This window comes from Brevibacterium permense (assembly GCF_013280495.1).
GTDB classification, from domain to species: Bacteria; Actinomycetota; Actinomycetes; order Actinomycetales; family Brevibacteriaceae; genus Brevibacterium; species Brevibacterium permense.
Window position 1 is genome coordinate 203,698 of record NZ_JABSSX010000001.1, and the last position, 21,734, is coordinate 225,431.

The following is a 21,734-nucleotide window of genomic DNA, read 5'->3' on the forward strand; positions in this document are numbered from 1 at the left end:
GGACGCCGTCAGGTAGCAATTAGGGGGAGGGGTCGACGGAGACGATGCGGGCGACGGACAGGGAGGCCTCGGCGCCGGTGGTCGTCACCACTCCGCGCACGCGGCCGGCGTTGAGTGTGGCCGGCAGCATCTCGATCGTTCGTTCCTTGCCGTGGGAATCCGCGATCCGAATGAGCACGCGCTGCTTCGCCTCCGCGGCCTCCCGCAGCCGATCCATATGTCCCAAAGGCTCATCCGTGCTCACCTGGGCGGCCGCCGCCGGTGCCGACCGCAGGATCCGAATATATTCGCCGAGGTGGCCGTCGCCGACCCGCGGACGTCGCCTCACGCTGACCTCGGGTTCCGAGTCGGTGATCACCCGTCGCTTCCGCACGGGTCCGGCCGCCGAATGCAGGAGGGCATGATGATCCCCGGCCTCGAGCAGATGCATCGTCCGCTCCGGGCCCAGCTGAGCGATCGCCACGGTCGGAGCCAGTCGTTCGAGACCGGCCGGCATCATCGCCTGATCGGAGAGGATGACATCGAGGTCGACGGGGTCGTCGACGATGAGCACCGCCCTGGCCCCTGCGACACGCACCCGGCGCAGCTTCGAGGCCGTGTTCTGCACGAGGAACTCCAAGGTCGACGGCAGCTCTTCGGCGCTGATGCCTGCGAGTTCGGCCAAGGCCTCCTCCGGAGTGGTCCCTGACTGCATGGTGTCTTCGATGGTCTCGCCGTCGATGCGATAGACGGTGCCCTGGCCGCGTGCCTCGACGACGGCGTACTTGCGCAGAATATGGTGGACCCGCGGCTCGATCGGGCCGGTGGCCACCGCGGTGAGATCGGACTGGATGAGCACCGTGTCGACCTCGGCCCCGAGCCCCTCGGTGACCGCGGCGATGACATCGCCGGGCACGGTCAGGGCGTCGACGGACACACCCAGGGGCAGGATCGAAGGGTCCTGTTTGGCCTGCTCGGCCATCGCCCGGTCCAGTCCGGCGGCCAGACGGAGACCGAACCGACTCGGGCCGAAATGATCCGGCTCCTGCAGCGGAGTCGTCGCCAGCCCGAAACTCACGCACGTATGGAGAACGGCCTCGGTCATCGCGAATTCGTGTGCCGGCAGCAGCGGATGCCGACGCAGCACCTCCGCATGGATCCACCCGGCCGACCGTGCCGAACCCAGACCGATGTCTTGGAGGACGGAGAGCGCGGCGAAGCGCAGCAGCGGCATCGCCGGCACCGACAGTCCATAGCCCTTGAACAGGGACTTCTTCGGAGTCGCGAGCACTGTGAGGCGTTCGTTCTCGCTCGCCCCCGCCGCCAGCTGAGTGACGTCGAGCAGATCGCGCAGCCACGCCCCGACCAGCGCCGCCCACAGTTCGGCACGATCGCCGGCGAGAGCGGAATCGGCATCGTCGGCGGCCGTCCACTGTGGATCGAGCGCATCGTCGAGGACCCCGATGAGGTGGAGCGACTTCGCCGCCTGCAGCAGAGTGATCGTCTGCTCGAGACCCAGCTCGAGAGTGCGGGCGAGTCGGGAAACGTCCCGCTTCGATATGCCGCCGCTGGTCAGCCGGGAGATCGGGGAGGCGGCAAGCTCATCGACGAGGCCGCGCAGGGATGAGATGACCTCGGCCACGGCGGCCTGTTCGCTGTTGTGGATGAGAGGCTGGCCGATCGTGGCCGTGCTCGAATCGAGCGACGACGAGTCGACCTGCCAGGGATAGGCCCGGGCGGATTCGGCCGCCGAGGTCGGCAGCAGTGTGATGGCCTCGGACTGGATTCGCCAGGTCCCGTCCCCACCGGCTGGCCATGCCAGGCCGAGGTTGCGCAGTCGGGGCAGCGCCGCCTCGGCGAGGGCGGGATCGATGTGCGGATTGCCCGTGATCTTGATCTCCGGCGTCGTCCGGGCCGCCTTGGCCAAGGCGATGAAGACCTCAAGCGACTGCGCGTCGAGGGCTTCGATGCCGCGGGAGACCCCGATGCGCGAGGACGCGGCCGCGGCCAGGGCCGCCATCGTCGGGGACTCGGGTTGGAGGAGGTCGCGTCGGGTCCGGACGAAGGACTCGAAGTCGGCATCTGCACTGTGGGACAGCCACTGGCTGAAGGTCATTGACATCGCAGATCAGTCTATCGCGAGGGGTACAATGGAGGCGCAGAGAAGGATCACAGATCGGACGGAAGGACGCGCATTGTCAGCCACTCGAGTCGACACGACCATCGTCGTCGCCGCGGTTGCCGCCGCAGCCATCGGGGCGCTCGGCCTCATCGGCGTCCTCGGTCAGGCCTGGATGGGACTGACGCCCAGTCCGCTGCTGACCTACCTGCCCATGATCCTCGTGCCCATCGCCGTCATCCTCGCCTGCGTGGCCATGATCCGAGCCGCGATCCGACGCAGACAGACCGGGGTGGGCCACCGCTGAAACCATCACCCATGCCTCACCTCGCAGGTGTGGGGACGGGCATGAGCCACACCCGCACAGTGTGATCGAGGCGGTGCGGGTCCCCACCTCGCCGAGGCGGCCGACCTCCCAGTCGCGCACGCTCCGGTGATCTCCCGCCGCCGACAAGGCGCCCACCGCCACCGTGCACGTGAGCTTCACAATCAGGTGAGAGCCAGCGATCACAATGCTCATGCGATGCCCTCGGCCACACAGACAAGACGGTCTGACCGACGGCGACGAGAGCACAGCGACCACACCATCCGATCAACTTCTCGGCTGTTCCGCAGCCGACCGACACACAGCCCGCACCAGCGGGCACCGTACGATCAGCCCGCTTCAGCGGGTACGAACAGACAGAAAGGACATCATGCCCACCGGACGCGTGAAATGGTTCGATGCCGACAAGGGCTTCGGCTTCGTCATCGCCGAGGACGGCTCGCAGGCCTTCCTCCATTCCTCCGTGCTGCCCGAGGGAGTCGAAGTCACCAAGGGCACCCGGCTCGAATACGATGTCGTCGATTCCCGCCGCGGAGCGCAGGTGCTCAAGGCCCGCCCGATCACCACTCCAGGCAAAGTCGCCAAGGCCCGCCGACGTTCGGCCGTGGACATGGCAGTTATGGTTGAAGATGTCATCAAAGTTTTGGATGACCTCAACAACGGACTGCAGCACGGCCGTTACCCGGACCCCACCCATGGGAACAAGGTCGCCAGCCTGCTGCGGGCGATTGCCGACGATTTGGAGTCCTGATGTCATCACTGTTCAGTGATTGGCTGGCCCGGCAGACCGCCGCGCCCGCCGAGAACGACGCCGAACAGACCACCGAGGCGGCCCCGGGCAGCGATGTGCCCGCCGCTGCGGGCGAATCGACCGCCGCTGGAAGTGCGGTCGCCGCGGATTCCGGCACGGTCGCCTCGGCGAAGGCATCGAAGACCGGTCGTCCGCGATCGGGCACGGAGAAGGTCGTCCTCGACACCCAACTGGCCGCGGCGATCGACATCGCCCGCTCTGCCATCACCGAGGTGGCCGGCACTGCCGTCGTCGGCGAACACCTGGGCACGGTGGCCGAGGCGACCCGTCTGGTCACCCACTACTTCGTGTGCACCGACCCGACCTACCGCGGTTGGCGGTGGGTGGCAGTGCTCGCCCGCGCTCCGCGCGCGAAGAAGGTCACGGTCTGCGAAACTGCGCTGCTGCCCGGGCCTGATGCCCTCGTCGCCCCCGAATGGGTGCCGTGGGAGGAACGCCTCGAACCCGGCGATATGGGCCCGCGGGACACCCTGCCGAAGCTCGACCAGGACCCGAACCTGCAGCCGGGCTTCCAGCAGACCGAGGACAATTCGGCAGACAACATCGACCAGATCCAGAACTTCGAATTCGGTCTCGGTCGTGAACGCGTGCTCTCCTCCGACGGGCTGAGCGCGGCCGCAAGCCGGTGGTCGGAATCCGATGCCGGACCCGACAGCGAGTTCGCCTCACGCGCGGCCGGACACTGCGGCAGCTGCGGCTACCTCATGCCGATCGCCGGATCGCTGCGTCAGAAGTTCGGGGTCTGCGCCAATGCGTGGTCGCCGTTCGACGGTCGCGTGGTCGGACTCGAATCCGGGTGTGGTGCGCATTCGGAGACCGATGTGAGACGGCCGAACAACGAGCCTGCTGAAGCAGTCGTCGACGACTACTCCGGCGAGCTCGAGTTCCAGGAGGGCTGAACCACTCGATGTCCCAGATGTTCCGGTCGCTGTCGGAGCCGAACTACCGGCACTGGTTCGCCGGTGCCCTGATCTCCAACACCGGGACATGGATGCAGCGCACGGCGCAGGACTGGATCGTCCTGACCATGCTCACGGACAACAACGCTTCGGCGTTGGGCCTCACCATGGCTCTGCAGCTGGGCCCGCAGCTGATCATGTTCCCGTTCGCGGGAAACCTCGTCGACAAGTTCGACAAACGGCGTCTGCTTATGGTCACCCAGGCGCTTCTGGGATTCATCGGACTCGTCCTCTTCGTCCTCACCATCACCGACGTCATCGTCCTCTGGCACGTCTACGTGCTCGCTTTCACGCTCGGGATGCTCACGACCCTGGACAACCCGGCCAGGCAGGCCTTCGTCTCCGAGCTCGTCGGTGAGAAGCTGCTGCCGAATGCCGTCAGCCTCAATTCGGCGTCCTTCAACGGCGCCCGCATGATCGGTCCGGCCGTGGCCGGTGTGCTCACCGCCGCCATCGGCCCCGGTCCCGTCTTCCTCCTCAGCGGTCTCGGCTTCGCGGCGACGCTCACCGTGCTCCTCCGGCTCGACAAGTCGAAGCTGCATCCGTCCGGTCGGCGCGGCAAGGGCGGGGTCCTCGGCGGACTGAAATATCTGCGCAGACGCCCGGACATCACGGTCGTGCTCGTCGTGCTGTTCATCGTCGCGACCTTCGGATTCAACTTCAACATCTACACGGCGACGATGGCGAAGATCGAATTCGGCAAGGACGCCAGCGGCTTCGGCCTGCTCAACTCCGTCATGGCCATCGGGTCCGTGACCGGGGCGCTCGCCTCGGCCAGGCGCGAGAGACCCCGACTGCGCTTCATCTTCGGCGCCGCCGGCGGATTCGGTGTGGCCGTCGGCGTGGCATCGCTGATGCCCAACTACTATCTTTTCGCCGCCTCGCTGATGTTCGTCGGCTTCGCATCGCTGACGATGATGACCTCGGCGAACGCCTATGTGCAGACGACCACCGCGCCGAACTACCGCGGCCGAGTCATGGCCATCTATGCGGCTGTCGTCATGGGCGGCACCCCGATCGGGGCACCCCTGGCCGGCTGGGTCGCCGATGCCTTCGGACCGCGGATGGCGCTCGTCGTCGGAGCCGCCTCGGGGATCATCGCCTTCGCCGTGGGCCTGCTGTGGATGATCATGGCCAAGGACCTGCGGCTCCACAGGGATCCGAAGTCGCGGATCCGGCTGCACATGAGCTATCAAGGCAGGCCGCCCGGCGGCAGCGGACACTGACGGGCTCGAGCAGGCGGGGTCGCTGTCTGCCGGTGGGAGCTCGACCTGCGGCGGTCACGGGAGGAGCCCGGCACTCGGCAGGGGTCGGCACTCGGCACGGGGCGGCACTCGGCGGGCCCGGAGGTTCGTGTCATAGAATTTCGATCGACCGCCTCGGCGAGGGATTCGAGGGTCGAGCGACGGAAACGGACGGACTGTGACAACTGACATCATCACCTCGGCGCTCGTCGGCCTGGCGATCCTCGTCGGCTGCCTGGGCATCATCGTGCCGGTGCTGCCCGGGTCGATCCTCATCGCCGTTGCGGTGCTCATCTGGGCGATCATCATCGGCGGGCCGGCCGCGTGGATCATCTTCGCCATCGTCGCCGTGTTCGTCGCGGCCGGGATGAGCGCCTCGCTCGTGCTCACCGGCCGCAAACTCAAGTCCATGCAGGTGCCGAACTCCTCGGTGCTGCTGGGCGGGGTGCTCGCGGTCATCGGCTTCTTCGTCATCCCGGTGCTCGGCCTGCCGATCGGCTTCGTCGCCGGCCTCTATCTCGCCGAGTATTCCCGCCTCAAGGACGGCAAGACGGCCTGGAACTCCAGCTGGGAGTCGATCAAGGCGATCGGCATCGGCGCGGGCATCGAGTTCATCCTCGCGATGCTCGCCGGCATCACCTTCGGCATCGGCGTCCTCATCCACTTCTTCGGGTAAGGGCATGCCGGACCCCTCGCCAGCGGCGGCAGAACACCGCGTTGCAACGGGGTGTTCTGCGGCTAAGGGTGTGGGATGCCTGAGGCGGACCGGCGAAGCGGCGCGAACCTGTTCCGCCAGGTATGCGATTCTCAGCCGCGGTCGAGTCGCGCAGCCCTAAATGGCGAAAACCACAGTCCGATTGCTGTGAGAGCGAAGATCGCGGCTGCGAGGACCAAGGCGAAATCGGTGCCGGTGGCAGCTGCGAGGAATCCGGCCAGCGGCGAGACTATGACGATGACGGCGCGGTTGATCGAACGCATCGTCGTGTTCGTCCGCGCCTGGAAACGGTCAGGAGTGATCGACTGTCGGTAGGCCATCTCATGTGAGTTGCTCAGCCCGATCCCGAAACCGTGCAGGAACATCCCGGTGAACAGGATGATCGCCGAGGCGACTGTGGACCGGCCGTTCCCCGCCTCGCCGTCCGCGGCGAGTTCGGCCGAGATGAGAACCAGCACTCCGATGGCCGAGCCCACGTGGGCGAGGATCACGGTCCGCCCGGATCCCACGCGACGCCCTACCGCCCCTGAGCTCAGCGCTCCGGCGATGCCGCCGAGTCCGCTTCCTCCCATGACGATGCCGAAAGCGACGGTGTTGAGCCCGACGTCGCTGAGGAAGTACACGGCAGTGACCGATGCCAGAACCGCCTGCCCGGCGAACCAGATGTGTGTCCACACAGCGAGGTCCCTCAGCGTTCGAGTCGTATACACCCACTTCAGGCCGGCTGCGATTTCGTGTCCGAGCCGCCGTTTCGGCGGTGGCGGCGACTGCGGCGGTAGCCTGGGTTCTTCGACGCGGATGAGTGCGACGACGATCGCGGAGAACAGAAAGGTCGAGACATTGACGAGAACGGCCAGAGGAGCGGAGATGACGGCGAGAAGTGCACCGCCGAGTGCGGGTCCGGCGGTCTCTGCTGCCGCGTTGGTGCCGTCGATTCGGGCGTGGGCGGGCTGCAGGCTGCTCCGGGTGACGAGGCGGGGCAGAAACGCCTGCGAAGCGCTGTCGTTGACCAGTGTCGCCGTTCCCAGAAGCGCGACGAGTAGGACGAGCACGCCAAGATCGAGCAGATCGGCGAACCACAGAGCGGGGATTGCACACAGCAGAATTGCTCGCACCAGGTCGGTTCCGATCATGACTGGTCTGCGTCGCACCCGGTCTATCAGTGCCCCGAGCACGAGACCGAACAGCAGGTAGGGCAACCACCGGGAGGCGTTCAGCCAGCCCAAACCGACAGTACCCGCGTGCAGATGGTCGACGACGATGACCTGCAGGGCGATCATGGTGATCCAGCTGCCGAAACCAGAGACGGTTTCGCCCACCCAGAACCAGCGGAAGGCTCGGGGCAGCGCCGCAGTCATAACCTCAGGCTAGCAAACCGCGAAACCCACCCGACAAGCGTCTGCGGCCACGGAGACAGTCCTCAAGTCATTGAGCCAGCCCGCGGATCACAGCGCCGGACCGCAACGCTCAGTGTCAGACCGCAGCTCACAGCGCCAGGTGGGCGATCTCCGTTGCCTCTTCGCCGAGTATCAGCCTGGCCAGCCCGTCGCCGATGAGCGGACCCATCGTGAGTCCACCGGCTCCGAACCCCGAAGCCAGCCACAGTCCGTCCGCGCCCGGGACCGCTCCCGCGTAGGGCAGCGCCCCCTCCCGCGTCGACATGGGGCGTACGCCGATCCGGGCCTCGAGGACAGTCGCCTCGGCGAGGCCGGGGGCGATCCGCAGCGCGTCGTCAAGGACCTGCTTCGTACCGGAGGCCGTTGCGCGGACGTCGAAGCCGACGCCGTCCTCTCTAGTGGCTCCCGCGACGATGCGGCCACCGTCGAACGGGGTGATGTAGTGGTGATCGAGCGGGTGAATCGTTGGCCACGGAGATGTGTTGACACCGCGCAGCCCCAGATGGAGCAGCTGGCCACGCTGAGGAGTGATCCCCACCGGGTGACCGAGCCGGTCGAGGAGGTCAGCACTCCGTGCGCCACCTGCGATGACGAGTGCGTCGAATTCGTCCATCGCCGAGGTGGTGCGCACCGACCAGGTTCCCCTGCTCGATGCGGTGATGGCCTGCGCGGAGTCAGCGACGAACTTGGCGCCATACTGCCGGGCCCCAGTGAGGATCGCATCTCGCAGAACCCGCCCGTCGACACGTCCGCCTCCGGTGATGAGGAGTCCAGTCATGTCCGGAGCGATCGGAGGGAAGAGCTCGGCCAGCTCCGCCGCATCGACGTCATGGTTTTCGCCTGCGACGGATCTGGCGGCCGCGACGCGCTCACGAATAGTCGCAGCCGCCTCGGCGAGAGTGTCCGGGTCATTGTTGACGACGAGGGCACCGGATCGGCGGTAGCCGAGGTCCGGGATGCCCAGCGCAATCAACCGTTTGAGAAACTCCGGATAGAAGTTTCCGCCGGCTGCGTACGTCTCGTAGTAGGCGCCCGTGCTCGTCGACACCCACGGTGCGATGATCCCTGCGCTGGCCGCTGTAGCCTGCCCGGCCGTGGCATCGTCGACGACGATGACGTCGACGCCGCGGTAAGCGAGGGCGAAAGCGGTGCTGGCCCCGGCGATGCCGCTGCCGATAACGCCGACGCGGGCACAGGTGTCGACGGTGCGTGCTGGTGCGTCGGTCGCGGTGCTGGTCACGGTGCGCCTCCCCAGGCAGATCTTTCAGAACGACGGTTGCCGCCGATCTGTCACGAGCCTACGCCCCGCAGCACGATCTTTTCGGAGTGGAGGTCTGCCGTCCCGCTGGCGGCATCCCGCACCATGAGCGCCGGAACATCCCGTAAATGTCAGAATGCCCCGTTGCAACGGGGCATTCCGGAATTACGTGGAGGAATTGCGCGGGCGGCGCGACGCAGTCCCTACTTGAGGGCTTCGATGACGAAGTCGATGCAGTTAAGCAGTGCCCGCACATCGTCGGGGTCGACGGACACGAACGTCGCGATGCGCAGCTGATTGCGGCCGAGCTTGCGGTAGGGCTCGACGTCGACGACGCCATTGGCCCGCAGCACCTTGGCCACGGCAGCCGCATCCACCGAATCATCGAAATCGATGGTGGCCACGACCGACGAACGGTCCGCCGCATCTGCAACATAGGGGTGAGCCGCCTCGGCGGAATCCGCCCAGTCGTAGACGAGCCCGGAGGACTCAGCGGTCCGTTCGGCCGCCCAGGACAGACCGCCGTTGCCGTTGATCCATTCGATCTGCTCGGCGAGCAGGAGCAGGGTCGCCACGGCTGGTGTGTTGTAGGTCTGGTCCTTGGCCGAGTTCTCGATCGCGGTGACCAGGTCGAGTGAGGTCGGGATCCAGCGTCCGGAGTCCTTGATCTTATGCGCGCGGGCGATCGCGCGCGGCGACATGATCGCCACCCACAGTCCGCCGTCGGAGCCCATGTTCTTCTGCGGGGCGAAGTAGTAGACGTCAGTTTCGGCGATGTCGACGGCCAACCCGCCTGCGCCGGAAGTGGCGTCGATGACGACGAGAGCATCCTCGGCGATCCCGGTCGGACGGGCGATTCGGGTGGCGACACCGGTCGAGGTCTCGTTGTGGGGCCAGGCGAAGACGTCGGCGGCGTTCTCGCCGGTGGCCGCCTCGGCGGGGGAGTCCACGAGACCAGCGGCGGCCAGGGCCTCCGGCGACGGGATCGCGGCGGTGCCGGGTTCGGCACCCAGGATAAGGGAGGACTTCAGGTATGGGGCGGTGTCGGTGGCCTTCGCGAACTTCTGACCGAACTCGCCGAAGGTTGCGTGGGCGGCCCGTTCGCGGACGAGGCCGAATGCCGCGACGTCCCAGAACACGGTGGACCCGCCGTTGCCGAGCACCACTTCGTAGCCCTCGGGCAGGTTGAACAGCTCGGCCAGTCCGGAGCGGATGCGGCCGACGAGGTTCTTCACCGGCGCCTGGCGGTGGCTGGTGCCGAGCACCTCGGTCGCGGCCGAGGTCAGCGCCTCGATCTGGGCGGGGCGGATGCGGGCCGGGCCGGACCCGAAGCGTCCGTCGGCGGGCAGGAGGTTCTTCGGGATCTCAATATTCGTCGCAGTCACGCTCGACATTCTACGGCGGGCCCGCCCGGCGCCCGGGACCGGTCCGTCATGTGACGGACGTGCCGTTTCGACATTCCGAGTCTCGACCGCCCTCGCCGAGGCGGTACCCGGCTCGATCGCCCACAGAGGCAGGACCCGGCTGACTCGTGTCCGTTCCGCGTCGTAGAGTGAAGACATGAGTGAGCCCGTCGATCGTCTCCCGCAGACCCGGAAGTCCTATGACTCAGCCGTCTTCGAACACCCGGACGCCGCACCCCTGGACCTGCTGCGCCAGTGGTACGACGAGGCGGCCGACCATGTCCGCGAACCGAATGCGATGACCGTCTCGACCCTGGACGAATGGGGCCCGAGCTCGCGCATCGTCCTGCTCAAGGGCCTCGACGAAGGCGGACTCCTGTTCTTCACCGACTACGACTCCGCGAAGGGCCGGCAGCTGCGGGCCGACCCCCGCATCGCCGTGAACTTTCCCTGGCAGGACATGGAACGACAGGTCCGCATCCGCGGCGTCGCCGAGGTGGCCGCCCCCGAGGACTCGGACGCGTACTTCGCCGTGCGCCCCCGTGGATCGCAGATCGGGGCGACCGTGTCCAAGCAGTCCCAACCGGTGACCAGCCGCGAGCAGATGCAGGCCGAATACGATGCCGCGGCGGCCGAGCTTGAGGGCCAGGACGTTCCGCGGCCCGACCATTGGGGCGGATTCCGCGTGCGCGTCTTCGAGATCGAATTCTGGCAGGGCCAGCAGAACCGGTTCCACGACCGGTGGGTCTTCCGCCGCGCCGACGGCAGCCACGAAGCAACCGACCTCGACGACTCCTCGGCCTGGGAGGTCGTCCGCCTCTACCCCTGAGGCACTGCCCCACTCCTGAGGTTCTGCCCCAGGGCACTGACCTCCCGAGTTGCAGAACGAAGCAGCACAGGGTGCCGGCCACCCAGCAGAATGGTCACAACATGCGCGCCGCATCCGGGCGCAGACGATGCAAAGGAGCACCCATGACCACTTCCAATACCCAGTACGGACCTGACGCCGTGTTCGACAACCTCATCGGCGGCGCACGGGTGCCCAGCGATGATCGGTCGACGAATACGAACCCGTCCGATCCTTCCGATGTGATCGGCCGCTACGCCCGCGCGGATGCCGCCACGGTCGCCTCGGTGATCGAGGTCGCCGACAACGACGAAGCGCTGTCCGTGGCCAACGTCACCGAGTTCGGACTGTCCGCCGGCATCTTCACGTCCTCCCTGAAATATTCGGCCCACTTCAAGCGTTACGCCGACGCCGGGATGGTGATGGTCAATGCCCCGACGGCAGGAGCGGACTATCACGTGTCCTTCGGCGGACGGCAAGGGTCGAGCTATGGTCCCCGCGAACAGGCTCGGGCGGCACGCGAGTTCTTCACGGTGCACAAGACGGCCTATACGAACGTGAGCTGAACAGACCGGTGCGAATTCTTCCCGAACGGGCAGATGCACACCCTGATCGAACCGTCAGGCGCTGACCGAGGCCGCGACCGGGATGGGGCGATTCCTCGACTCACGGGAAATGCTGAACGCACGATAGGATTGGGGCAGATCGCAACGGCCGCGAACGGGTTCGCCTGTGCGGGGTGGGGCAGGGTCGGAACGACCCGAAATGGTGACAACGCCTGAAACGGTCGAAACGACCTGAAGACGAAGAGTGGAGTGGCTGGTCAGAAGTGAACGACCTCATTGATACAACCGAGATGTACCTCAAATCGATCATCGAGCTCGAGGAACAGTCGATCGTGCCGTTGCGTGCCCGCATCGCCGAGCGCCTGGATCATTCCGGCCCGACCGTGTCACAGACCGTGGCGCGGATGGAGCGCGACGGACTGCTCCACGTCGGCAACGATCGCCATCTCGAGCTCACTCCGGAGGGCCGGCGGATCGCCACCGATGTCATGCGCAAGCACCGTCTGGCCGAGCGTCTCCTCTCCGATGTCGTCGGACTCGAATGGGAGCTCGTCCACGACGAGGCCTGCCGCTGGGAGCACGTGATGAGCGAGCAGGTCGAGCGCAAGCTCGTGACGCTGCTCTCGGAGACCTCCACCGGGCCCTACGGCAACCCGATCCCAGGACTCGACGTCATCGGCGGCGAAGCCTCGAAGTCCACCGACGTCATCGACCTCGCCACGGCGGTCGGCCGGGACGGTGCGAAGAAGCTGACGATCGCCTGGCTGGCCGAACCCCTTCAGGTCGATATCCATCTGCTTCAGCAGTTCCAGGTCGCCGGCGTCCTGCCGGGCAGCGACGTCGAGATCTCTCGCAACGGCGAATACATCACCGTGCAGGTGCCCGGCGCGCAGGACGTACTCGACCTGCCGGTCGAGACCGCCTCGCACGTCTTCGCCTACCGCAGCTGAGACGCCCAGGGGCCTCCGCCGATAGCGGCGAGACTGATTCTCGGCAAGGCGCCGAGACGCAGTCTCTGTGACGGCAACGCTGTGTCTCGATAACGACGAAACCGAGCAACGGTAACGAAAGAGCGGGTGCCTGAACCCCGATTCGTTACAAATCACTGTGATCTCTGACCCAGGGAGTGGTTCCTCCACCCCTGGGTCACGTCGTATAACGAGAAAATGTTACGAATATTTCAAGCCATTTAGAGCCTCTGACCTGCGGGTTTATGGAAAACATCACGGTTTCCCTCCGCTGGTTGTGACAAAAACGTGACAATCAGTCACCGATTGGTTACAGTTGTGGAGGTCGTTCACGCAGTGACGACTTCACAGCGAGATCCGAGCGCCACGCTCGCCGTGAGATACCAAGGACCGATAGTGGCGGTTGGCTGAGAGCAGCCAATAGGGACGAGAGGGAAAACGTGGCAACTAAGCAGCATGGCCGCCGCGCCGCCGATGCCAAGGTCAAGACTCCACTGACCGAACTCACTGAACTTCTGAACGCCAACTCAGGCGTCTTCGGCCGTCGTGCAGCAGTTGTCGCTGCCAGCGGTGGTCTGCTGACCGCCGCAGTGATGCCGGCCGCCGGCCAGGGAGCCGACGACCAGAGCAAGGTCTCCGCAGAAGCCGAGACCACCCAGAAGGTCGACTTCGAGAACCAGACCGTCACCATCGGCGACGACTCGAACAGCAAGAAGGATAAGAAGGACGACGAGAAGTCCGATTCCTTCGGTGTCGAGAGCAAGGCCATCACCGCTGAGGCTGCTCCGAAGCCCAAGCCGAAGCCCAAGCCGGTCGAAACCTCCACTCCCTCCTCCGACGAATCCGCCGGAACCTCCGACGAATCCGCCGGAACCTCCGACGACACCGCCAACAGCGGATCGTCCGATTCGGGCGAGTCCGACTCCAAGGACTCGGGATCCATCGACGGATCCAAGGCCGAGCAGGTCCTCGCCTGGGCCCAGAAAGGCGTTGGAACCCCTTACGTCATGGGTGGAACCAGCCAGAGCGGCTGGGACTGCTCCGGCTACACCTCGTGGGTCTACAGCCACGTCGGCGTGAACCTGCCCCGCACCTCCGGTGCTCAGAAGGGTGCAGGCCAGATCGTCTCGCAGTCCGAAGCCAAGCCCGGCGACCTCATCTGGAAACCCGGCCACATCGGCATCTACGCCGGCGACGGACAGATGTACGATGCCGGTTCACCCGGATCCGGAACCTCGAAGCGCAGCTACAGCTGGATGGGCAACGTCACCTTCATCCGCGTTCTCTGATCTTCTTTCCGATTGCTCCCCGTACGACTCGACGGTCCTCGAGTCGTACGGGGAGCTTTCGTGTGCCCGGAAACTTCGGGCGCCCGCTCACACATACCAGATTCGGTGAACGGAAACCGAAGTTTCCGTGACGCGAGCCGTATGAATTGGGTCACGGGCGCGCGCGGCGTTACTCTGGAGAAGATTGAGTTCCATAAATGGTGGACACCAAGTGGTGTCAACCGCTGATGCGAAGGAAAGCAGATGGGGCATAGTCGAATAATTCGAATAGCCGCTCCAGTCTCTGGTGCGGAGTTCATATCTGTCTCCGTGCCCTCTTTCCCAGGCGTCGTGCCCATGAGCACGGCGCCTTTTGTGTTCCCTGGGGCTGGGGCAGCCGGTTTCGGCCCAGTAGAGAAGAAGATGAGGGGCGAGATATGAAGACTCTCGTGCTGAACGCCGGTTATGAACCGTTGTCGATCGTTCCGTTCACACGAGCCGTGGTGCTCGTGCTGACCGGAAAGGCGACAGTCCTGGCCGCAGAGGACATTCCGGTGAGATCCGAGCACATGAGTCTCGATCAGCCCTCCGTCATCCTGCTCACCCGCTATGTGCGCCCGCCGAACAACCGCCGCGTCTCGCTCTCCCGCCGCGGAGTCCTGCGTCGGGACGGCCACCGCTGCGCCTACTGCTCGAAACCGGCGTACACCGTCGACCATGTCGTCCCACGGTCCCGCGGAGGAGCGAACACGTGGGAGAATCTCGTCGCGTGCTGCCGCGAATGCAACAATCGCAAAGGCAATCGCACTCTCAGCGAGATCGGATGGAAGCTCAGCTTCCTGCCGCAGGAGCCCCGGCTCGGTCAGCTGTGGATGCGTGGGATCGACAAGCCCGTCGAGAAGTGGCGGCCATTCCTCGAGTACTCCAGCGCTGCCTGACAACAACTCCAGCGCCGCCTGAAAACGGGGCATCGTCCCAGATAGGGGACCGTGTTGTCCATATGTTGGCGCAATTCGGATAACGATGTGACATAGGTGAAGTTCTCACCGTCAATGTGCTCTAGGGTGGACGAAACAGAAGTTCGCTTCGACCCAAGGAGCTTGCGATGAGTGAGCAGGATCGCCCACAGAACCCCGACCCGGCCCCGGCCGGTGAGCCCGAAGCCGTCATCGTCGGAATCGACGGTTCGCCGCCGAGCCGCAACGCCCTGGCCTGGGCGATCCAAGAGGCTCGCTCCCTGAACCGCCCGATCCGCCTCGTCGGCGCCTACACGATCCCGAGCGTGGCCGCAGCCGCCATCGATGTGTCCTATGTGCCCATCGACGACAGCTCGATCCGTGCGGCCGTGACGAACACCCTCAAGGAGGCCGCCGCCGAGGTGAAAGCCGCGGGTGTTCCCGTCGAGGCGGTCATCGAGATCGGAGACGCCGCCGGTGTGCTCATCGACGAATCGAAGACCGGCTGCCTCACCGTCGTCGGCTCCCGCGGGCGCGGCGGCTTCGCCGGTCGTCTCCTCGGCACGGTCTCGAGCGCTCTGCCGGCGCACTCCGCGTGTCCGACGGTCGTCGTCCCCTCCTGCTGGGACAACCAGGCCGAGCGCCCCGCGCACCCGACCTCGTCGCGGCCGATCCGACAGGACGGCGTCGAGGTCGAAACCCACGACCCCAACGCCGAGTCGATCGAAGGTCTGCGCTTCGACGGGAAGGTCGTCGTCGGCGTCGACTCGCTCGGCGCCGAATCCCCGGCGCTGTGGAAGGCGGCCCGACTGGCTGTGCGCCGTGGCTCACCGCTGCATATCGTCGCCGTGATCACCACAACGGTCATCGGTCCCGAGTGGCTGCCGAGCACTGCCGACCTCGAACGCCTCGTCAACGAGGGCGCGGACAAACTCGTCGTCGCCAAACAGCGGCTGGCCGAGGAGTTCCCTGATCTCGACGTCACGTGGACGCTCTTCGACGGCCAGCCCGCCGAGGTGCTCGTCCGAGCCTCTGACACGGCCGAAGTGCTCGTCATCGGGTCGCGTGGCCGGGGTGGATTCGCCGGCCTCCTGCTCGGTTCGACCTCGCAGTCGGTGCTGCCGTACTCGCAGTGCCCGACGATGGTCGTCCGCGTCGCCCGCGATTACGGTCGCCGCAAGAGCAATGAGGCCCCGGCAGAGCCTGGTCTCTAGAGTCCACCTGAGTCCGTGAATCCCGATCACGATGATCGGATGCTTCAGGCCGGCAGACAATCACCGAGGCGGCCGATCGATACGATCGGCCGCCTCGGTGATGGTGGGTCTGGGCGACATCGGCAAGTGGATCTTGCTCGGACAGGTGGTTCTGGCGCCCCCGGGCAGATTCGAACTGCCGACACCCGCTTTAGGAGAGCGGTGCTCTATCCCCTGAGCTACGGGGGCCAGGTGGTCATCCTCAACCACGATCACCCAGTGTAGCGTAGAAGAAACCTCACTGTTCCACGGTGTGCCAGCACCTATTATGGACAGATTCTCGTTAGGGTCGAATTGTGTCGGATTCCGTTAGAGACGAACAGTTCCCAGAACTCGGAGATGTCTTCGCCGAGTGGAAGAAGCAGGCTGCCCATCTGGGCGGTCGCGACACCATGCTTCATTTCCGGGACTCCCGTGACGGAAGCATCGACCTCTCCGGCGCCCACCCCTCCGGCCTGGCACAGCTGCTGGCAGGGCGCGCCACCCGACTCTCCAGCCTCATTCGCGACCACGACATCCTCACGGATGCGCGCAGGCGAGCGAAATCCATCCGGTCGAAGGCAGAGCAGCTCGACAACGAACGCGGCATCCGCACCGCCCATCTGGCGCTCGGATTCGCTTCGTGGACGGAAAAGGACGCGAAGTTCAAGTTCAACGCCCCCGTCGTCATGCGCCATATCACGCTGGTGCCTCGTGGTTCCCGAGTCGAGGACTACGAGATCGTGCTCGACAACGAGATCACGATCAATCCCGCTCTCGTCCAGCATCTGCGGGAGGAATACGACCTCGACGTGCCCGTCGACGAATGGGTCGACGCGACCGGCGGACCGCACGGCTTCGACCCGGGTCCGGCTCTCGACCGTCTGCGCGATCTGGGGCAGAACGTGCCCGGTCTGCGGATCAACCACCGCCTGATCATCTCGACGTTCGCAAACATTGCGAACCCGTTCTCCACCGACTACCTGCCTACCCAGCATCCCGTCCTGCGGGCGCTGGCCGGCGACGAGGACGTGCGTGCCTCCCTCGGCGGGCCTTCGTATGTGCCGCAGCCGGGCGTCCTCCCGGACGAGAAGATCGCCGCCGCCGAGAAGGCCGAGGCCGAGCAGAAGCGAGCCGAAGCTAAGAGAGTCGCCGGTGTCGCTGCCGCCGCCGAATCCGCAGACGAGGACACCGAACCCGCAGGCGACGAGAAGTCAGCGCCGGAAGCGACCTCCGCGGACGCAGCGAAGTCCGGAGCTGAGTCGAAGACTGCGGAAACGGCAGAAGGCGACCTCGCCGAGGATGCTGCTGAGTCCGCTGATGAGTCGGCGACCAGCGGCGAGAAGACCGGTGAGAAGGCTGCGTCCGAGAAGCCTGCGGCCGAGAATGCTTCGGTCGAGGCATTTGCCGGTGCCGCTGATGCAGCGGATGCCGATGCCGATGAGGACTACGGTCAGCCGACCGTGCCGATCAGCGACGAACCACTCGACGCCGCAGAGCCGGTCACGGCCGCCGAGTCCGCCGTCGACACGACCACCGACGACGAGAAGACGTCGACCGATGCCGAAGCCGTATCGGCGACCAAGTCTGAGAAGACAGCACCCGCGGCTGAAGCCGACGGTGAGGACGTCGTACCCGCTGCGCTTCAGGAGCCGATCACCCCGCTTCCCGACCGGAAGCCGCAGGAGGAATTCCTCGTCATCGACGTCGACGGCGACCAGCAGGCCGTCGTCGACGCTGCCGTGTCCGGTCACTCCGTCGTCGTCGACACCCCGCCCGGGACCGGTGCCACACAGGTTGCCGTCGCCGTGGCCACCACACTGGCACACACCGGCAAGAGCGTCCTCTTCCTCGCGCAGACCTCCGATGCGCTCGACGATTTCTCTGCTCGCCTCGGCGAGGTCGGGCTCTCCGACTTCGCGGTCGACACCCGCGCTGGAACGGATGACATCCGCAAACAGCTCATCGGTCTCATCGCCTCGGCGGAGAAGTCCGAACGCCCGGACCTGTCCCACCTGCTGACCGAACTCAACGAACAGCGGGCGACCCTGGCCGACCATGTCTCCTCCCTGCACCGCAGGCGCAAACCGTGGGACGTCTCCGTCTACGAAACCATGCAGCACCTCGCCGAACTCACCTCCGGCGATGACTCTCCGCAGACCCCGGTGCGCTTCGACGAGGATATTCTCGGCGCCAGTGACGACCGTCGGAACATCCTGCGCGGCAAACTCGGTGAACTTGCCGGACTGGGCGCCTTCACCCTCGATGTCGAAGACACCGTCTGGTTCGGAGCCGACCTCAAATCCGTCGCAGAGGCCGAAGCCGCGCGCACCGTGGCCGAACGCATCGGACGGATGATCCCCGATCTCGTCGCAGCCACGGAACCGGTGCTGCAGAAGGCGAAACTCAACCCGCGCCGCAACGTCGACGACTGGTCCCGCGCCATCCGCGTGCTCCTGCGCGTGCGCAAGACGCTCGACAATTTCGCCCCAGACATCTACGACCACCGCCTCGATGACCTCATCGCCGCCACCGGCACACCCGAATACCGGGCCGATGTCGGCGTCGAGATGGGCATGATGCAGCGCCGTCGACTGAAGAAGTCGGCTGCGGAGTTCCTCCGCCCCGGGGCCGAGGTGGGTGACCTCCACGAGGCCCTCATCGACGTCCGCGCCCAGCGGGTCATCCTCTCGGACCTCGCCGGACATGACGGTCGCCCGCAGATCCCGCGCGGCGTGCTCGAAGCCGACGAGATCCTCCAGAGCCTCGAAGCCGATATGGCCAAGCTGGCCCCGATCCTCGAGACCACCCCGGACGGCGGGGACCTCGGATCTATGCTCATTGAGGAGCTTCAGGCACGTGCCGAAGCGATGGGCAGCGATTCGGAGAACCTCGCCGATCTGCCCGAACGCTCCCGCCTGCAGCGTGAACTCGACGGCGAGGGCCTCGGCGATCTCATGGCCGATCTGCGCCGACGCAAGGTCGACGAGTCACTCGTCGGCCCCGAATTCGATCTCGCCTATTGGGCCTCCGTGCTGCAGACCATGGCCGGTGAAGATCCTGCGATCGGCCGCCACGAGGGTGCCGCTCTCCACCAGGTCGCCGAAGGCTTCCGCGAGAACGACCGTGCCTTCGTCGCCGCAGGCGCCTCCCGACTGCGCTTCAACCACGCGCAGGCATGGAAGCGCGGAATCGAATCCGATCCGATCGCCGCCGGAGTCATCAAGCAGGAGCTGCTGTCGAAGCACACCTCGACGAAGCGGATCTCCACTCAGGCACCCGAACTGCTGACGACTCTGGCCCCGGTGTGGATGGGCAGCCCGTACGCGGTGCCCGAACTCTTCTCCGCTCTGCCTCTCTTCGATGCGGTCGTCATCGCCGATGCCGGACGACTCTCGGTCGCCGATGTCGTCCCCGGAATCACCCGAGCCCGTCAGGTCATCTCCCTCGGCGACTCCCGCCTGCTCGGACCGCGCCCGTTCTCGATCGCGGTCGATCGATTCGGCATGGACGACGGGAAACATCCCCGCTCGGTGCAGGACCGCCTCGGCGAGTTCCTGCCGCGGATGCGACTGTCGAACTCCTACCGCCTGTCCCCGGTCGGGCTCATCGACTTGGCCAACCGGCACTTCTACGATTCGACGATTTCGACGCTGCCGACCGCGCACACCGGTGAGGGCAGCGGCCTTGAATTCTCCTATGTCGCCGACGGCAGGGGCCCCACGGACATCGGGACCGGTCGGGTCGAGAGCCCCGACGCCGAGGTCAAACGGGTCGTCGATCTGGTGCTCAAGCACGCGCGGAACCGGTCGCGGGAATCGCTGGCCGTCGTCGCGCTCACCCCGCACCACGCGCAGCGAGTAGCTACGGCGATCTCGCGGGCGATGAAGGATCTGCCGTATGTGGCGGCGTTCTTCAACGACTCATCGAAGGAGCCGTTCGTCGTCACCGACGCCGAACGCGTCCAGGGCATGTCGCGCGATGCCGTGATCTTCACCCTCGGCTACGGCCGCACCGTCCACGGCCGCGTCATCCACGACTTCGGTCCGCTGTCCGGCCCGGACGGTCGTCGCATCCTCGCGGCCACGATGACGCGGGCCAGGAAGCGGCTGACCCTGGTCTCGAGCATCGAGGCCGAGGACTTCGATCGCAGCAAGCTGAACGGGGGAGCGGTCATGCTCCCGCAGCTGCTCGAGGAAGTCGCGACCGGCGGCGTCCACCAGCCCGGACCGCACGGTGAGATCTACGATCCGCTGTTCAACGACATCGCTGACCGGCTGCTGCAGCTCGGCGTCGTTGCTCACGAACACTACAACGGCATCGACTTGGCCGTGGCGAACTCCACCGAGGACGAGCACGGAATGATCATCGCCGTCGCTGGCGACGGACCCGAATACGCGTCGATGCGCAGCCTGCGCCAGCGGGATCGGGTGCTGCCCGAACAGCTGAGCCGCCGAGGCTGGAAGTTCATGCGCGTGTGGTCGACCGATGCGTTCGTCGATCCGCAGTCCGAGACCGAGAAGATCTTCGAGGCCTGGCGCGCCACCGTGGAGACGATGAGCCCGCAGGCCGTGCTCAATGCGGCGCGTGCCGCCTCGGTGGTCGTCGGCCGCACCGGCAGCCGCCCGAAGCTCGTGCCCGGTCTGCCGATGCACAAATACTCCGCCGAAGGCCTCGACCAGATGATCGACTGGATCCAGTCGGATGCGGTCGTGCGCGGCGACGGTGAGATCAAGGATCTGCTGCGCACCGCCCTGGCGCAGAAGGGCAACTCGAGCCGCGGCGATTCCCAGCTGCAGGCCGCCGTTGACCGTTACCGCGAACGCCATGCGCAGGCGAAGAAGGTCACCGGCGTCGAGGTGTTCATCCCACGGTCGAACTCGACTGGACCCGTCGAAGACGAGATCCTGCCGACATTCGACACGGGCAAGATCCGTGCCGACGAGCTCCGGTCTGCGGGCCTCGTGCAGACCGCAAGCAACGATCAGGTCCCCGAGGCGGCCGACGAGTCCGACAGCGCTGATTCGGCTGATGCGACGTCTGACAGCGCCGGTGATGACAGGGCACGTTCGTCCGCAGTGGCAGCTGGAATGCGCGACGCTGAGGCCGCCAGTGCAACTGGTGCCGAGTCCGCAGACTCGAGTTCCGCCGATGAGGATTCGACCGCCGTTGAATCGGGCGGGTCGGATTCGGCCGAGGAGGAGTCGGGGGAGGCGGAGCCGGCTGAACCCGGGACGGACGGGACAGTCTCGGCGAAGTCGGGGTCGAAGAACGACGATGCCTGACCGGCCCACCGATGCCGAGGATCCTGACCATGACCGCGAATCGGACGGCAGGGACCGAGAATCGGTCGAACCCAGCGTCAACGGATCGAACACTGAACTGGACGAGCCGCCGCATAGCGGCGGCGAGTCCGGCGCTGAGCCGACAAAGCCATCGTACGGGGACGGCGATACCGAATCTGATGAGTCTCGGACGGCCCGGATCGAAGCGGCGAAGCGCCGATATCGAGCGACTCTGCGCAATGAAGCCGACTCCGGTGGCGGCGGCTTCAGCGACGAATACTACCGTTCGCAGAAGCCCCCGCACTGGTCATAGCTCCTGATCCGTCTGGTGGCTTCGATCCGTCCGGGCATCTCCCCGCCCTCTCCGGTCGGTCAATAGCGCCCGATCGGTCTCAGATAGCC

General features: G+C 66.0%; 17 protein-coding genes and 1 tRNA gene. 13 read left to right on the top strand and 5 right to left on the bottom strand.

Annotation, left to right across the window (positions count from 1 at the left end; all coding sequences use genetic code 11):
* Nucleotides 1-19: 19 nt before the first annotated feature.
* Nucleotides 20-2,101 (bottom strand): helicase-associated domain-containing protein, encoded by a 2,082-nt coding sequence (locus tag HK353_RS01000; protein ID WP_173151414.1) that lies wholly within the window; start codon nucleotides 2,099-2,101, stop codon nucleotides 20-22.
* Between the two features lie 73 nt (nucleotides 2,102-2,174).
* On the opposite strand from HK353_RS01000, the gene HK353_RS01005 reads away from it, so the two are divergent.
* The 5 genes from HK353_RS01005 (at nucleotide 2,175) to HK353_RS01025 (ending at nucleotide 6,113) form a co-directional block, all read left to right on the top strand.
* Nucleotides 2,175-2,405 carry a hypothetical protein gene (locus HK353_RS01005; RefSeq protein ID WP_101543627.1) on the top strand — a complete coding sequence of 77 codons (231 nt, stop codon included), beginning with the start codon at nucleotides 2,175-2,177 and terminating at the stop codon, nucleotides 2,403-2,405.
* Nucleotides 2,406-2,793: 388 nt separating this feature from the next.
* Complete coding sequence (locus HK353_RS01010) at nucleotides 2,794-3,174, top strand: cold-shock protein (protein WP_173151416.1); 381 nt, start codon at nucleotides 2,794-2,796, stop codon at nucleotides 3,172-3,174.
* Nucleotides 3,174-4,133: a DUF3027 domain-containing protein gene (locus HK353_RS01015; RefSeq protein WP_173151418.1), complete on the top strand. Its 960-nt coding sequence runs from the start codon at nucleotides 3,174-3,176 to the stop codon at nucleotides 4,131-4,133. The genes HK353_RS01010 and HK353_RS01015 overlap by 1 nt, the downstream gene beginning before the upstream one ends.
* Nucleotides 4,134-4,141: 8 nt before the next feature.
* Entirely contained in the window at nucleotides 4,142-5,419 is a 1,278-nt protein-coding gene (locus HK353_RS01020) for an MFS transporter (protein ID WP_173151420.1), read from the top strand.
* A gap of 196 nt (nucleotides 5,420-5,615) precedes the next feature.
* Entirely contained in the window at nucleotides 5,616-6,113 is a 498-nt protein-coding gene (locus tag HK353_RS01025) for a DUF456 family protein (RefSeq protein ID WP_173151422.1), read from the top strand.
* A gap of 131 nt (nucleotides 6,114-6,244) precedes the next feature.
* On the opposite strand, the gene HK353_RS01030 is transcribed toward HK353_RS01025, so the two are convergent.
* The 3 genes from HK353_RS01030 to serC all read right to left on the bottom strand — a co-directional run bounded on the left by HK353_RS01030 (nucleotide 6,245) and on the right by serC (nucleotide 10,192).
* A complete protein-coding gene (locus HK353_RS01030) occupies nucleotides 6,245-7,510 on the bottom strand; it encodes an MFS transporter (RefSeq protein ID WP_173151424.1) in 1,266 nt (421 codons plus the stop codon).
* Nucleotides 7,511-7,637: 127 nt separating this feature from the next.
* Nucleotides 7,638-8,789, bottom strand: coding sequence for an FAD-dependent oxidoreductase (locus tag HK353_RS01035; protein WP_173151426.1), 1,152 nt, complete (start codon nucleotides 8,787-8,789; stop codon nucleotides 7,638-7,640).
* Between the two features lie 221 nt (nucleotides 8,790-9,010).
* A complete protein-coding gene (gene serC, locus HK353_RS01040) occupies nucleotides 9,011-10,192 on the bottom strand; it encodes a phosphoserine transaminase (protein ID WP_173151428.1) in 1,182 nt (393 codons plus the stop codon).
* Nucleotides 10,193-10,367: 175 nt separating this feature from the next.
* On the opposite strand from serC, the gene pdxH reads away from it, so the two are divergent.
* The 6 genes from pdxH to HK353_RS01070 all read left to right on the top strand — a co-directional run bounded on the left by pdxH (nucleotide 10,368) and on the right by HK353_RS01070 (nucleotide 16,029).
* Nucleotides 10,368-11,039 carry a pyridoxamine 5'-phosphate oxidase gene (gene pdxH, locus HK353_RS01045; protein ID WP_173151429.1) on the top strand — a complete coding sequence of 224 codons (672 nt, stop codon included), beginning with the start codon at nucleotides 10,368-10,370 and terminating at the stop codon, nucleotides 11,037-11,039.
* Nucleotides 11,040-11,182: 143 nt separating this feature from the next.
* Entirely contained in the window at nucleotides 11,183-11,623 is a 441-nt protein-coding gene (locus HK353_RS01050; RefSeq protein WP_173151430.1) for an aldehyde dehydrogenase family protein, read from the top strand.
* A gap of 263 nt (nucleotides 11,624-11,886) precedes the next feature.
* Nucleotides 11,887-12,573 carry an iron-dependent transcriptional repressor DtxR gene (locus tag HK353_RS01055; RefSeq protein WP_173151431.1) on the top strand — a complete coding sequence of 229 codons (687 nt, stop codon included), beginning with the start codon at nucleotides 11,887-11,889 and terminating at the stop codon, nucleotides 12,571-12,573.
* A 458-nt stretch (nucleotides 12,574-13,031) separates the two neighbouring features.
* Nucleotides 13,032-13,880 (top strand): NlpC/P60 family protein, encoded by an 849-nt coding sequence (locus tag HK353_RS01060; protein ID WP_173151432.1) that lies wholly within the window; start codon nucleotides 13,032-13,034, stop codon nucleotides 13,878-13,880.
* A 416-nt stretch (nucleotides 13,881-14,296) separates the two neighbouring features.
* Nucleotides 14,297-14,797, top strand: coding sequence for an HNH endonuclease (locus HK353_RS01065; RefSeq protein WP_062862386.1), 501 nt, complete (start codon nucleotides 14,297-14,299; stop codon nucleotides 14,795-14,797).
* 167 nt (nucleotides 14,798-14,964) lie between these two features.
* Complete coding sequence (locus HK353_RS01070) at nucleotides 14,965-16,029, top strand: universal stress protein (RefSeq protein WP_173151433.1); 1,065 nt, start codon at nucleotides 14,965-14,967, stop codon at nucleotides 16,027-16,029.
* Between the two features lie 152 nt (nucleotides 16,030-16,181).
* Here HK353_RS01070 and HK353_RS01075 read toward each other — a convergent pair.
* Nucleotides 16,182-16,257, bottom strand: a tRNA-Arg gene (locus HK353_RS01075).
* Nucleotides 16,258-16,364: 107 nt separating this feature from the next.
* Between HK353_RS01075 and HK353_RS01080 the strand changes: the two genes are divergently transcribed.
* Both HK353_RS01080 and HK353_RS01085 read left to right on the top strand, forming a co-directional pair.
* Nucleotides 16,365-21,332, top strand: a complete 4,968-nt coding sequence (locus HK353_RS01080; protein ID WP_342589769.1) for a DUF4011 domain-containing protein — start codon at nucleotides 16,365-16,367, stop codon at nucleotides 21,330-21,332.
* Nucleotides 21,325-21,645: a hypothetical protein gene (locus HK353_RS01085; RefSeq protein ID WP_173151434.1), complete on the top strand. Its 321-nt coding sequence runs from the start codon at nucleotides 21,325-21,327 to the stop codon at nucleotides 21,643-21,645. The genes HK353_RS01080 and HK353_RS01085 overlap by 8 nt, the downstream gene beginning before the upstream one ends.
* Nucleotides 21,646-21,734 lie beyond the last annotated feature (89 nt).

Bases quoted from the DNA above. Each gene is read 5' to 3' on its own strand.
- HK353_RS01065 (WP_062862386.1), top strand. From the start codon at position 14,297: ATGAAGACTCTCGTGCTGAACGCCGGTTATGAACCGTTGTCGATCGTT.
- pdxH (WP_173151429.1), top strand. From the start codon at position 10,368: ATGAGTGAGCCCGTCGATCGTCTCCCGCAGACCCGGAAGTCCTATGAC.
- HK353_RS01085 (WP_173151434.1), top strand. From the start codon at position 21,325: ATGCCTGACCGGCCCACCGATGCCGAGGATCCTGACCATGACCGCGAA.
- HK353_RS01070 (WP_173151433.1), top strand. From the start codon at position 14,965: ATGAGTGAGCAGGATCGCCCACAGAACCCCGACCCGGCCCCGGCCGGT.
- HK353_RS01010 (WP_173151416.1), top strand. From the start codon at position 2,794: ATGCCCACCGGACGCGTGAAATGGTTCGATGCCGACAAGGGCTTCGGC.
- HK353_RS01015 (WP_173151418.1), top strand. From the start codon at position 3,174: ATGTCATCACTGTTCAGTGATTGGCTGGCCCGGCAGACCGCCGCGCCC.
- HK353_RS01020 (WP_173151420.1), top strand. From the start codon at position 4,142: ATGTCCCAGATGTTCCGGTCGCTGTCGGAGCCGAACTACCGGCACTGG.
- HK353_RS01050 (WP_173151430.1), top strand. From the start codon at position 11,183: ATGACCACTTCCAATACCCAGTACGGACCTGACGCCGTGTTCGACAAC.
- HK353_RS01030 (WP_173151424.1), bottom strand. From the start codon at position 7,510: ATGACTGCGGCGCTGCCCCGAGCCTTCCGCTGGTTCTGGGTGGGCGAA.
- HK353_RS01000 (WP_173151414.1), bottom strand. From the start codon at position 2,101: ATGTCAATGACCTTCAGCCAGTGGCTGTCCCACAGTGCAGATGCCGAC.